This window comes from Posidoniimonas polymericola, from assembly GCF_007859935.1.
In the GTDB taxonomy this organism is placed as follows: domain Bacteria; phylum Planctomycetota; class Planctomycetia; order Pirellulales; family Lacipirellulaceae; genus Posidoniimonas; species Posidoniimonas polymericola.
This window is the reverse complement of the sequence record NZ_SJPO01000008.1, coordinates 228,464-240,953: the sequence shown is the minus strand read 5'-3', so window position 1 is coordinate 240,953 and position 12,490 is coordinate 228,464. Positions and strand designations below refer to the sequence as shown.

Sequence of the window (12,490 nt, the reverse complement as noted above, 5' to 3'; positions counted from 1 at the left end):
TCTTGCCCGCGAACGATAGCGGGGGCATCATCGTACATCTAAAGAACCAGTAATCGGACCGCTGGCGCGTGCCGCGCAGCGGCTCACGCCGGGCCCGCCAGCCAACTTTAGAACCCTATCGGAACCATGCACTCACTCCGCAACCGCACCACGCTGACCTGCGTCCTCTGCACCCTGGCGGGGGCCGTTATCGGCGCCGCGCTGATGGCGGGCCGCGTCGAGTTGCCGTCGGTCGAAACGCCGGCGTACGCCCAGACGACCCTCTCCGAGCCCCACTCGGCGTACGCCGTGAACCAAGCCAACGCGCGTCCGCAGCAGCGCCAGCCGCCCCTCGCCCTGACGCCCGAGGAACTGGCAAACATCCGCGTCTACGAGGTCGCCCAGCAGGCGGTGGTCAACATCACGACCAGCACCATGCAGGCCGACCGCTTCTTCGGCGTGCAGCACGCGCAGGGCTCTGGATCCGGCTCGATCATCGACCGCCAGGGTCACATCCTGACGAACAACCACGTCATCGAGGGCGCCGCGGAGATCCAGGTCACGCTCTCCAACGGCGAAACCTACGAGGCCCAACTCGTCGGCGCCGACGCCGAGTACGACATGGCCGTCCTCAAGATCGACGCCCCCGCCGACCGGCTCGTGCCGATCGAGATGGGCACGTCCGACGACCTGCGGGTCGGCCAGAAGGCCTTCGCCGTGGGCAACCCGTTCGGCCTGGAAGGCACGCTCACCACCGGCATCGTCTCGAGCCTCAACCGCTCGCTGCCGAGCCGAGTCAGCAACCGCAGCATGACGTCGATGATCCAGACCGACGCGGCGATGAATCCCGGCAACTCCGGCGGCCCGCTGCTCGACAGCCGCGCGCGGATGATCGGCATGAATGTGGCGATCGCCTCGAAGTCGGGCCAGAACTCCGGCGTCGGCTTCGCGATCCCCGTGAACCGCGTCCGCCGCTTCCTCCCCGAGCTGATCGAGCACGGCAAGGTGGTCCGGCCCGACCACGGCATCATCGACCTGATGGTCACCAACAACGGCCTAACGATCGCGCGGTTGCGCCCCAACGGGCCGGCCGACCAGGCGGGGCTGCGTGGCTTCCGGATCGTGCGGCGTGAACGCCGCCAGGGCGCCGTGCGCTACATCGACACTCGCATTGACCGCTCTTACGCGGACAGCATTGTCGCAATCGACGGCGCGCCGGTCCAATCGGCGGAGCAGTTCCTGGAGGCCATCGATCGCTTCTCGCCGGGCGACGAAGTGCCCGTCACCGTGATCCGCGAGGGCCGCCGCCTGGACGTCTCGTTGCGCCTCGGCGCGACCTAGGGCGGACGACTCAATCCGCCCAAAGCAGCTAAACTTCCCGTTGTTATTCTGGCGGCGGGAATTTCAGGCAACCGAAACGCGCCGCCTCACAGCGTCCGCCGAAGCGGCTGCAAACCGTTGATCCCACACGGTTTAATCGATTGGGGACTCACCGGACGGCAATTTGCTCGGCTGGTCGATCTTGACCCAATCCGCGAAATCGGCTTTGTCGACCGCCCCCGCCCCCTTGCACTGCGCTGCCTGTCCGTTAGATTCCGATCCACACGCAGTCCAACTTTTGATCCGCACCTATTGAGGCCGTCGGACTGACGGTCCCTCCGGCAACCATCCCACCTGTTCGGCCGTTCGGCCCACGCAGAGTCGTCGCGGTCCCCTGACCAGACGCTCACCAACGCGTGCCCCGGCCATCCCCGTCGAGTCTACCAGGGCGCTCGCTCTCCGCTTGCCGGCAGGGCGCGTGTTGCTGCCCAGCGTCGCCACTGGTCGCCGACAATCAAAAGGAGTTTGGAAGATGCTTACGAGCTTGTTTACCTTGGCGATTGCAGCGGCGGTTGCGCCGTCGGCCGTTGAAGCCCCGCAGTGGGAGTCCGACTACGGCAAGGCCCTCGAGCAGGTCCGCGCGGACGACCGCCCCCTGCTGGTAATCCTCGACAAGCCCGGTGAAGAAGTCGACGCGAAGCTGCTGTCCGACAAGGACGACAAGACCCTCAGCAAGTACGACCTGTGCCGCGTTGACGCGAGCACCGAGTACGGGCAGAAGGTCGCCAAGGCGTTTGGCGCCAAGAGCTTCCCGCACGTTGCGTTTGTCGACAAGTCGGGCGCGGTCGTGCTGCACACCCACCAGGGCAAGATCAGCGCGGACTCCTGGAAGTCTTCGCTCGCTAAGTACCAGGCGGGCGAGCAGCCGCAGCGTCACATCGTGATGCGTCCGTCGACCGAGTCGTCGAACGTGATCTACGAGGCCCAGCCCGTGATGCAGTACGAGCAGCCGGTCTACCGCGACAACTCTTACTGCCCGAGCTGCCAGAAAGGCTTCTAGCCCGCCGCAGCTTCCGGTAGTTGAAACACACAAAGGCGGCCCTCATTCGTGGGGGCCGCCTTTTTTTCGTTCCCGCGCGGCCCACGAGCCGACCCTCTCGGCTAGCGTTCCAGGCCCGGCGCAATGTCGAGATCAAGCGGGGCGAACTTGCCCGCGCGGTAGCGCTCGACCGCGATCGCGCCCATCACCGCGTTGTCGGTGCAGAGCGACAACGGCGGCACGTGCAGCCTCCAGCCGCCCCGCGTGGCGTCGGCCTCGAGCCGCTCGCGGAACGGCTTGTTAGCGGCGACCCCGCCGCCGACGCACAGCGTGTCGAAGCCCGTCGTCCGCATCGCCTGCTCGGCCTTGCCGGCCAGGCAGTCGATGACCGCCGCCTGGAACGAGGCCGCCACATCGGCGACCTCCTGCTTGGAGAGCATCGGGGTCTCGCCGTTCGCGGGCTCGGCGTTCTGTGGCCCGGTTCTTTGGGCCTTGCCGGGTCCGATCAGCTGGTACCGCACGGCAGTCTTCAGCCCGCTGAAGCTGAACGCTAGGCGGTCGTCCCTCAGCAGCGGGCGGGGGAAGTTGTAGCGTTTTGGGTCGCCCTGCTCGGCCGCCTTCTGGATGGAGGGGCCGCCCGGGTACGGGAGGCCCAGCAGGCTGGCTACCTTGTCGAAGGCCTCGCCGGCGGCGTCGTCGATCGTGGCGCCGAGGAGCGTGAAGTCGGTCGGGGCGTCGCAGCGGTAAAGGTTCGAGTGCCCGCCGCTGACGATCATGCCGACACAGGGGAACACGTTCTCGCCGGCCGCCATCCGGCAGGCGTAGACGTGCGCCTGCAGGTGGTTGATCGCGATCAGCGGCAGCCCGGTAGCCGCGCACAGCGTCTTGGCGGCGACCACGCCGACCAGCAGCGACCCCGACAGACCCGGCGTGTTGGCGACCGCCACGGCGTCGAGATCGGCGAGCCCCAGCCCGGCGCGCGCGAGCGTCTGATCGATGACCGGCAGGATGCGTTCGACGTGCGCGCGGGACGCGATCTCCGGCACCACGCCACCGAACCGCTCGTGCAGCTTTTCCTGCGACGCGACCACCGACGAGAGCACCTCGAGCTCGCCGGTCACAACGGCCGCGGCGGTCTCGTCGCAGGTCGACTCAATGCACAGCAGCTTCATCATTCGGCCTGGCTGCTCACGCGTAGTTGTTCGATCGCCCGCGCCAGCTGGGGGTCGGCGTTGGGGCGTTCGCCCCGGCCCCACGCGGCGTGCAGCCGCCGCGCCTGGTCGGCTGTCAGGGCTACAGTGTTCTGCTCAATGGGCGACACCCCCCAGACGTCGCTCTCGGTCGCGTCGGCGAAGCGGTGGATGTTGGCCCCGCTGGGGCGGCGGTAGGCGGCGGTCGTGAGCTTCATCCCGCTGCGTCCCTCGTCGAGCGCGATCACGCTCTGCACGCTCCCCTTGCCGAAGGTCCGCTCCCCGACCAACGTCGCCCGGCCGTGGTCCTGCAGGGCCGCGGCGACGACCTCGCTTGCGCTGGCGCTGTAGCGGTTGACCAACACGACCACCGCCACGCCTTCAGCCGCCTGGCCGTCGCCGGCGGACAGCACTCGGGGCTCGCCATTACGACCCACAACCGAGACGATCTCGCCCTGCTCAAGGAACAGATCCGCGACGTCCACCGCGGCTTCGAGCAGGCCACCGGGGTTGAAACGCAGGTCGAGCACCAGGGACGCAGCGCCCTCGGACCGCATCTTCCGGAGAGCGTCGCGGAGCTCGCCGGCCGTGTTGGCGTTGAACGAGCCGATCCGTGCATAGGCAATGCCGGGATCGACCATCCGCACGCCCGACACGGTAGGCGCGGTGAGCCGTCTCGATTCGAGGAGCACAGTGCGGGAGTCGCCCGGTGGGTCGCCCGCGAGGGTCAGCCGGACCTCCCCGGCCGCGGCGAGTTCGTCGGCCTGAGCAAGCGTCATGCGTTCGGTCGACCGACCGTTGATCGCCACGACCCGCTCGCCCGGCTGCAGGCCGGCGTCCTCAGCGGCCGAACCGGCGCGGACGCCCAGCACCGCGAGCCGGCCGTCCTCAATCGCAAACTCGACGCCGGCGGTCGGCCGGCTTTCTTCAGCAAGCCTCTGCAGCTGCTGGAACGTTTCCGACGGGAGGTAGGTCGAGTACGGGTCGAGCTCGGCCAGCATGCCGCGGATCGCGGCGTCGAACAGGCGGTCGCGGTCGACCGGCGTGGCCGCATTCAGTTCGATCTGGGTCACGACCTCCGCAAGTTCGCCGTAGCGCCGCAGGTAGTCGCGCTGGGTCGCTTGATCGACCCCGGGACTTGCCCGTTCGGCCGCCCCGACACGATAGGCCAGGCCGGGCATGACGGACAGGCAGAGCAGCAGCGGCGTCAGGCGGAGGTTTCCCATGCCAGACAGTCTAAGCCATCGGGCCGGGGAAGGAAGGCGCCGCGGGCGTGATCAATAGTCGTACCAGAGCCCGACGCCGGCCTGTTCCTCGAAGTTGTTGAGGAACTGGTACTGGGTGCTCTTGCCGTTCATGTAGTGCAGGCCCAGCCGCATGGTGTTGCCGGTGCAGTTGCGCCACAGCCATCCCATGTGGGTGGTCCAGTCGCCGCCGAAGTCGAGCTCCTGCCGCAGGTGGGCGTTGGTCGCGAAGAACGGCGTGCCGGAGAACCCGGTCGGGCCCGCCTGCGAGTACTCCACGCCAAACTGGAACTCCCACGGCTCGGCCCCGCCGGCGGTGAAGAACGCGTAGGCGGTCTCTCCGTACAGTCGCCAGTCTGGGGTCGGGTTGTACGAGACGCCCAGCATGATGGCGTCCCGCACGTAGTTGATCCGATCGACCGTCGGGTTTCGGACCTGGTACTCGTCGCCCAGATGCGAGCTGAGGTGGTAGTAGCCGGTCTTGAACTGGAAGTCGCCGCTGCCGTAGGTCAATGGGACGCCGAAGCGGAAGTCCGACGACTCGACGTCGCGTTCCTCGTCGAGGTTCAGGCGGACCAACGCGGCGCCCTCGATATCGAGCTGCCAGCCCTGCGGCCGCAACGGGTCGTTGTCCCCGTAGCGGATCACGCCGCGGCGCCCGCCTACCGTGGCGTCCCACAGGTTCTGGCCGTGCTCTGCCGTGCCCGACACGTTCATAAACTTGGTGCCGATGCGCGGCTCGCGGGGGCCGGCCAGGAACGAGTGCCAGATCAGCGTGTCGGGCATGCTCTGCCAGGTCCAGCAGCCGCTTTGGCGGCCGTAGTGCGAGGGCGTGCACGACCCGTAGCTGTCGTAACAGTAGTCGCTAGCGAGGACAATTTCGCCCACCTCGCGGCTCGCGGGCAAAGCCTGCTGGGCGACGCGCGGGGCGTCGTCGAGGATGACAAAATCGGAGATGCCGACCGCGCTGCCGCTCGGCTGCGTGAACGCGGTGCTCTGCAAGAAAGGATCAACCGGGGGCGTCGCCGCCACGGCCGCCGCACCGACCGCCAGCGCAGCCGCGATCAGGGCAAGGGTTACCGGTCTTGTGAGTGCGTACCACATGCGTCGTTGTGACGGGGCTGGGTCCCGCTCAGTAGGGTGTGACGACCCGAGAGCGGTAGGGCGGGGAAGGTAGCGGAAACAGCGGGGCCGCAATAGTCCAATAGTCGGCTCACGGCGGGTGGTTACAATAGCTGAACTGGTTGTCAGGCATCCGATGCGGGATGCCTGCGGCGTCGACGCTGGCGCCGCTAGCAGGTAGGATGGACGCCGCGAGAGAGCGGTGCAATGCGGTCGAGCAACGGGTGGACTCCACGATGGTGTTGATGGAACTGAGCGTCGTGCCATTGGGCCAGGGCGAGAGCGTCAGCCAGTACGTCGCGCAGTGCGTGGACGTCATCGCCCAGTCGGGCCTGGACTACGAGCTCAACGCGATGGGCACCGTTGTCGAGGGCGAGCTGCCGCAGCTCTTGGCGATCATTCAGCAGTGCGTAGACTTGATGTCACGGCACTCCGACCGCGTCACTGCTAGCGTCAAGCTCGACCACCGCGCCGGCGCCAGCGGACGCATCCGCGGCAAGGTCGCTAGCGTCGAGACCAAACTCGCAGCCAACAAGAACCAACCCGGCTAGCCCGGCACAGCAACGACGGAAAGCACCACCATGCCGCAGCGTGAAGGCATCGACCGCATCATGGGCAAGCTGCCCAGCGGGATCTCCATCTTGACTATTGGGACCGAAGACAAGGCGACCGGCATGCTCGCCAGCTGGGTCATGCAGGCCGGCTTCGAGCCCCCGATGGTGAGCGTAGCGATCAAGCAGGGCCGCTACGTCGCCGACTGGATCACCGACGGCCAGCCCTTCAACCTCAACTTGGTCGGCCAGTCGCAGGGCATCCACCTCAAGCACTTCGGCAAGGGCTTCGAGCCAGGCACGCCGGCGTTCGAGGGCGTCGACACCGTGACCTGCCCGCGCGGCGTGCCGATCCTCCGCAAGTCGCTCGGCCACCTGCAGTGCGAACCCCGCAGCCACGTCGACTCGGGCGACCACCGGATCTTCATCGCCGAGGTAGTCCGCGGAGCGCTGTCGGATGAAGAGCTTGCGCCAATGGTGCACATCCGCAACAGCGGCAGCCACTACTAAGAGCGCCCTCGAACGCTAGTTCCCGAGGTACGCCCGCATCGTCCCGAAGCGGCGCGTCCCGGTCTCCCGCGTCCCGACGCCGGGAAGGCGCCGGCCGGCTCTCACCCTAGGGCTGGGCTGAAGCCCCGCGCAATAGCTGCATAATCCGCACATCCGGCCTAAAATAGCCCGTTTATCACCACCCAGGCACGGACGCGCACTACACTGGTAGGAGCCTGCCATGTCCGAACCCGATTTCCTGCCCGAGCACTTCATCAACCGCGAATTGAGCTGGTTGGACTTTAATGCGCGGGTGCTGGAGGAGGCCCAGGACGAGAGCAACCCACTGCTCGAGCGGGCCAAGTTCCTGGCGATCTTTTCGTCCAACCTGGACGAGTTCTTCATGGTCCGCGTGGCCGGCCTCCGCGAGCAGGCGTTCTCGGCCGGCGCCCCGCAGGACCCGCCGACCGACGGCACCAGCCCTATCGTGCAGCTGCAGCAGATCGCCTACCGCACCCGCCAGCTCGTCGAGCGGCAGTACGACTGCTGGAACCAGTCAATCGCTCCGGCGCTGGCCGCCGAGGGGATCCGCCTGCACAAGGAGGCCGACCTCGAGTCGGGGCAGGTCAAGCAGCTCGACAAGTTCTTCCGCCAAAGGGTGTTCCCGGTGCTGACGCCGATGGCGATCGACCCGGCGCACCCCAGCCCCCGCTTCCACAACCGCGGCCTGTACCTGGCGGCGACCCTCAACCGCTACCGGGGCATCGGCCCCGAGAAATTGTTCGCGGTGGTTCAGCTGCCGCAGGTGCTGCCGCGCTACGTTCCGCTCGACCCGAACGGCGGCTCCGACTTTGTGCTGCTAGAGGACATTGTCGCGAACCGGCTGACCGACCTGTTCGGCGGCTACGACCTCAACAAGTGCGGCGCCTTCCGCATGACCCGCGACATGGACATCGACCTCCTCGATGAGGAGGGCGACGACATGCTCCGCGCCATCGAGACCCGGCTCCGCGCGCGGCAGCGCAGCGAGGCCGTGCGGCTCGAGGCCTCGGCCGCGATGGACGCGTCGCTGGTCAACATGCTGGCGGCCGAAGAAGAAATCAAGCGCGGCCGCTCCGACGACCCGCAGGACTACGACGAGGTCTACTCGATCGACGGCCCGCTTGACATGACCTCGCTGTTTGAGCTCGGCGGCCTGCTCGACCGCCCGGACCTCCGCGACCCAACGTTCACGCCGCGGATGCCGCCGCAGCTGGGCGGCGACATGTTCGCCGCCATTAGCAAGGAAGACGTGCTGCTGCACCACCCGTTCGAGTCGTTCCAGCCGGTCGTGAGGTTCATCCAGCAAGCGGCGGTCGACCCGAACGTGCTGGCCATCAAGCAGACACTCTACCGCACCAGCGGTGACAGCCCGATCATCAGCGCGCTGATCGAGGCCGCCGAAGCCGGCAAGCACGTCACCGCGGTGGTCGAGCTCAAGGCCCGCTTCGACGAGGCCGCCAACATCTCGTGGGCCCGCCGCATGGAGCGGGCCGGCGTGCACGTGGTGTTCGGGTTCATGGACCTCAAGACCCACAGCAAGCTGGCCCTGGTGGTCCGCCACGAGGGGGGCAAGCGGGTCCGGCAGTACGCGCACCTCGGAACCGGCAACTACAACCCCACCACCGCCAGGCTCTACACCGACATCGGCCTGTTCACCGCCGACAAGGCGCTGACCGAAGACGTCGCGGCGTTGTTCAACTTCCTCACCGGCTACTCGCAACGCAACGAGTGGCAGAAGCTGGTCTCGGCGCCTCAGGACCTGCACCGCCGCACGCTCGAGCTGATCGAGAACCAGACCCAGCGCGCCGCCGCCGGCAAGAAGGCCCGCATCTTCGGCAAGTTCAACTCGCTGGTCGACCGCGAAACGATCAACGCCCTGTACCGCGCCAGCCAGGCCGGCGTACAGGTCGACCTGGTGATCCGCGGCATCTGCTGCCTGCGGCCGGGCGAGCCCGGCGTGTCGGACAACATCCGCGTCCGCAGCATCGTCGACCGCTTCCTCGAGCACAGCCGCATCATGGTGTTCGGCGTCGGCGATCAGGCGGAGGTTTACTGCAGCAGCGCCGACTGGATGCCGCGGAACTTCAACCGCCGCGTCGAGGTGATGTTCCCGGTCGAGGCGCCCCCCCTCCGCCAGCGCATCCTCGAGGAGATCATCCCGATCTACCTCCGCGACAACCAACGCGCCCGCGTGCTGCAACCCGAGGGGACGTTCGTCCGCGTGACGCCGGACGAGGGGGAACCGCTGCACCGCAGCCAGCAGGAGCTGCTCGCCCTGGCGAGCGGCACGCCGCTGCCAAACCCGTCCAGCAGCCTGGCCGTTGCGGGCAGCAACGGGCCGCCGGCCCGGCGGGAGAAGAAGCCCGACACCCGCAAACGCCCCACCGCCAAGAGCTCGGCTCCGAAGCGTCCCGGCCCTAAGCGGCGTTCGAAGTCGGAGTAGCGCCTGCGTTCGATCCCCCGCGGCCCGTTTGCAAAGCGCGGCGTTCTCTGGTCTGCTTGTTCGCAACCAGGCTGAGCCAATTTCTACACCGAACCCGGTCCGGCGGCGCGACCCGCCTGCCAGAACCACAAGCACGCGCCCCATGCCCAAGCTCATCGCGACCCCCTCACGCATCGAGGCCGCCGGTCACCCCCCAAAGCTGATCGACGAGTTCATCGGCCGCGTGAACTCCGGCGACGACTCGATCAGCATCGCCCGCATGCTCAGCCCCCAAGGCTGGAGCGAGCCGGGGCAGACCCCCGAGTTCGACGAGTACACCGTTGTGCTCGCCGGCGAGCTGCACGTTGAGAGCCAGGAGACCACGCAGGTCGTCCGGGCCGGCCAGGCAATCGTCACCAAGGCAGGCGAGTGGATCCGCTACAGCACGCCCGACCTGCCCACCGAGTACATCGCGGTCTGCCTGCCGGCGTTCTCGCCCGACACGGTGCACCGCGATCCAGACGGAGCGGGCGGGTAGCGACACGGCGGCGGTTGCACGGAGCTGCTCTCCAACCCAATAGTGGACCGTGCAGGTGCGGCGGGCGCTACGCCCCGCGCCCACTGCTACAGGATCACCCCCGTTCTTGTATATGGCGGTTGGGTCGCCAAATCTGAACGAGATTCTCGACAGAATGCGGAAAGATTTTCTTCGCTTTCCAAGCGGTGTTTAAGCTGCGCATACTGGCTCCCTGACGACTCACACACTCGGCGGCCTGGAACCCGCCTGTTGATCCCGGGAGCAACTAGAGATGCAGCGCGGACTCACCTTCTTAGTTACCATCGCACTCGCCAGCGCCGCCTTCAGCGTGCAGGCAATCGACATCGTCGACGACGCCCGCTACCTGACCGACGCGCCCGCCGCAGGCTGGCAGGCGCCCGGCTTCGACGACTCGTCGTGGAAGGAGGGCAAGGCCGGCTTCGGCTCGGAGGGCACGCCGGGCGCTCGGGTAGGCACCGAGTGGCTCGCGCCCGCCATCTGGGTCCGCAAGGAGATCAAGCTCGACAAGGTCCCCGCCGAGCCCGTGCTGTTCGTCCACCACGACGACAACGCCGAGATCTACGTCAACGGCAAGCTCGCCGCGGAGCTCAAGGGCAACACGGTTGAGTACGTGGTGCGGCCGATCAACGCCGACGCCGCGTCGGCGCTGAAGGCGGGCAAGAACGTGATCGCCATCCACTGCACCAACAACAACGGCGGCGGTCAGTTCATCGACGCACACGTCATGAACAAGGGCGACCAGCTCGACCTGCCGCAGCCGCCGCGCAAGGAGCACCCCAAGGGATCGGACCTGATCACCAAGTGGGGCGCCGAGGTGACCCCCGAGAACGCGTGGACCGAGTACCCGCGGCCCCAGCTCGAGCGCAGCAGCTGGCAGAACCTCAATGGTAAGTGGGACTACGCCATCACGCCGATCGACCAGCAGACCACCCCCGAGAAGTGGGACGGCAAGATCCTGGTGCCGTTCTGCCTGGAGTCGAAGCTCGGCGGCGTCGAGCGCCTGCTCTACGAGGACCAGGCCCTCTGGTACCACCGCACGTTCACCCCAGACAGCAAGGGCGAACGGACGCTCTTGAACTTCGAGGCGGTCGACTACCGCTGCGAGGTGCTGGTCAACGGCAAGTCGGTCGGCGGCCACCAGGGCGGCAACCTGCCGTTCACGCTCGACGTCTCCGACGCGTTGACCGACGGCGAGAACACGCTGGTCGTGCGGGTCGAGGACGCCACCGAGGAGTGGCAGCTCCGCGGCAAGCAGGTCCGCAACCCCAACGGCATCTGGTACACCCGCGTGTCGGGGATCTGGCAGACCGTCTGGCTCGAGCAGGTCTCGGGCGCGTACGTCGCCGACCTGACCCTCGATTCCGACGCCGAGGCGGGCCAGATCACCTGCGTGGTCGACGCCGCCGGCAGTGACGCCAAGTCGGCCCAGGTGGTCGTCAAGGACGGCGGCGGCGTGGTCGCCCGGGGCGAGGGCAAGCCGGGCGAGGTCATCACCCTCACGGTCGCCGACGCCAAGCTGTGGTCGCCCGACTCGCCGCACCTGTACGACCTCGAGGTCACGCTCGCCGCCGCCGACGGCGGCGAGGGCGACTCGGTCAAGTCGTACGCCGGCATCCGCGACGTCACGAAGCAGCAGGACGCCGACGGCGCCTGGCGGCTGATGCTCAACGGCAAGGAAATCTTCCACTGGGGTCCTCTCGATCAGGGCTGGTGGCCGGACGGTCTGCTGACCCCGCCGTCGGACGAGGCCATGCTGTGGGATGTCGAGTACCTCAAGGCGGCCGGCTTCAACATGATCCGCAAGCACATCAAGGTCGAGCCGCGGCGGTACTACTACCACTGCGACCGCCTCGGCGTGATGCTGTGGCAGGACCAGGTCAGCGGCGGCCGCAGCCCGCAGTGGACCCGCATGCGTCCTAACCCGAACGACGCCCAATGGCCGGCCGAGGCGCACCAGCAGTACATGACGGAGCTCGACGGCATGATCGACTCGCTCGAGAGCCACCCCTCGATCGTGGTGTGGGTCCCCTTCAACGAGGCCTGGGGCCAGCACCGCACGGTCGAGGTCGGCAAGTGGACCGCGAAGCGTGACCCGTCGCGGCTGGTCAATATCGCCAGCGGCGGCAACTTCTGGCCGGTAGGCGACATCGCCGATCAGCACGCTTACCCCGACCCGGCCTTCCCGTTCCAGCAGCGTCGGCTCGACCCGTTCGTAAAGGTGGTGGGCGAGTTCGGCGGCCACGGCTGGCCGGTCAAGGGCCACATGTGGGACGAGTCGCGCCGCAACTGGGGCTACGGCGGTCTGCCGAAGGACAAGCAGGAGTACAAGCAGCGGTACGAGCGTTCGCTCGACAAGCTGATCGAGATGCGCGGCCGCGGCATCGCCGGCGCCGTCTACACCCAGACGACCGACGTCGAGAACGAGATCAACGGCCTGGTGACCTACGACCGTAAGGAAATCAAGTTCCCGGCCGAGGAGCTCGCCAAGCTGCACAAGGAGCTGCTGAAGGACCGCCAATAGCGGGCCCCTGCA

The 12,490-nt window shown here is 67.5% G+C and carries 10 protein-coding genes; 7 read left to right on the top strand and 3 right to left on the bottom strand.

Features of this window, described 5'->3' with window-relative positions; translation table 11 throughout:
• Positions 1–126: 126 nt before the first annotated feature.
• A complete protein-coding gene (locus Pla123a_RS16990; protein WP_146589136.1) occupies positions 127–1,320 on the top strand; it encodes a S1C family serine protease in 1,194 nt (397 codons plus the stop codon).
• Positions 1,321–1,831: 511 nt separating this feature from the next.
• On the top strand, positions 1,832–2,359 hold the full coding sequence (locus Pla123a_RS16985) for a hypothetical protein (protein ID WP_146589134.1): 528 nt from the start codon (positions 1,832–1,834) through the stop codon (positions 2,357–2,359).
• Positions 2,360–2,460: 101 nt separating this feature from the next.
• Here Pla123a_RS16985 and tsaD read toward each other — a convergent pair whose 3' ends face one another.
• From tsaD to Pla123a_RS16970, 3 genes are read right to left on the bottom strand one after another with little or no spacing between them, the layout of a single operon-like run.
• Positions 2,461–3,510, bottom strand: coding sequence for a tRNA (adenosine(37)-N6)-threonylcarbamoyltransferase complex transferase subunit TsaD (tsaD, locus tag Pla123a_RS16980; RefSeq protein WP_146589302.1), 1,050 nt, complete (start codon positions 3,508–3,510; stop codon positions 2,461–2,463).
• Positions 3,510–4,754 carry a S41 family peptidase gene (locus Pla123a_RS16975; protein WP_146589133.1) on the bottom strand — a complete coding sequence of 415 codons (1,245 nt, stop codon included), beginning with the start codon at positions 4,752–4,754 and terminating at the stop codon, positions 3,510–3,512. Before Pla123a_RS16975 ends, tsaD begins: the two co-directional genes overlap by 1 nt.
• A gap of 51 nt (positions 4,755–4,805) precedes the next feature.
• On the bottom strand, positions 4,806–5,876 hold the full coding sequence (locus Pla123a_RS16970; RefSeq protein WP_197528064.1) for a DUF1207 domain-containing protein: 1,071 nt from the start codon (positions 5,874–5,876) through the stop codon (positions 4,806–4,808).
• A 200-nt stretch (positions 5,877–6,076) separates the two neighbouring features.
• On the opposite strand from Pla123a_RS16970, the gene Pla123a_RS16965 reads away from it, so the two are divergent.
• The 5 genes from Pla123a_RS16965 (at position 6,077) to Pla123a_RS16945 (ending at position 12,478) form a co-directional block, all read left to right on the top strand.
• The gene (locus Pla123a_RS16965; RefSeq protein WP_197528063.1) at positions 6,077–6,445 is read left to right on the top strand and encodes an MTH1187 family thiamine-binding protein; all 369 of its coding nucleotides are present in this window, start codon (positions 6,077–6,079) and stop codon (positions 6,443–6,445) included.
• Positions 6,446–6,475: 30 nt separating this feature from the next.
• Positions 6,476–6,955, top strand: coding sequence for a flavin reductase family protein (locus Pla123a_RS16960; protein ID WP_146589127.1), 480 nt, complete (start codon positions 6,476–6,478; stop codon positions 6,953–6,955).
• 220 nt (positions 6,956–7,175) lie between these two features.
• The gene (ppk1, locus tag Pla123a_RS16955; RefSeq protein ID WP_146589125.1) at positions 7,176–9,419 is read left to right on the top strand and encodes a polyphosphate kinase 1; all 2,244 of its coding nucleotides are present in this window, start codon (positions 7,176–7,178) and stop codon (positions 9,417–9,419) included.
• Positions 9,420–9,561: 142 nt separating this feature from the next.
• Positions 9,562–9,936, top strand: coding sequence for a cupin domain-containing protein (locus Pla123a_RS16950; RefSeq protein WP_146589123.1), 375 nt, complete (start codon positions 9,562–9,564; stop codon positions 9,934–9,936).
• A gap of 271 nt (positions 9,937–10,207) precedes the next feature.
• Positions 10,208–12,478, top strand: coding sequence for a glycoside hydrolase family 2 protein (locus tag Pla123a_RS16945; RefSeq protein ID WP_146589121.1), 2,271 nt, complete (start codon positions 10,208–10,210; stop codon positions 12,476–12,478).
• Positions 12,479–12,490 lie beyond the last annotated feature (12 nt).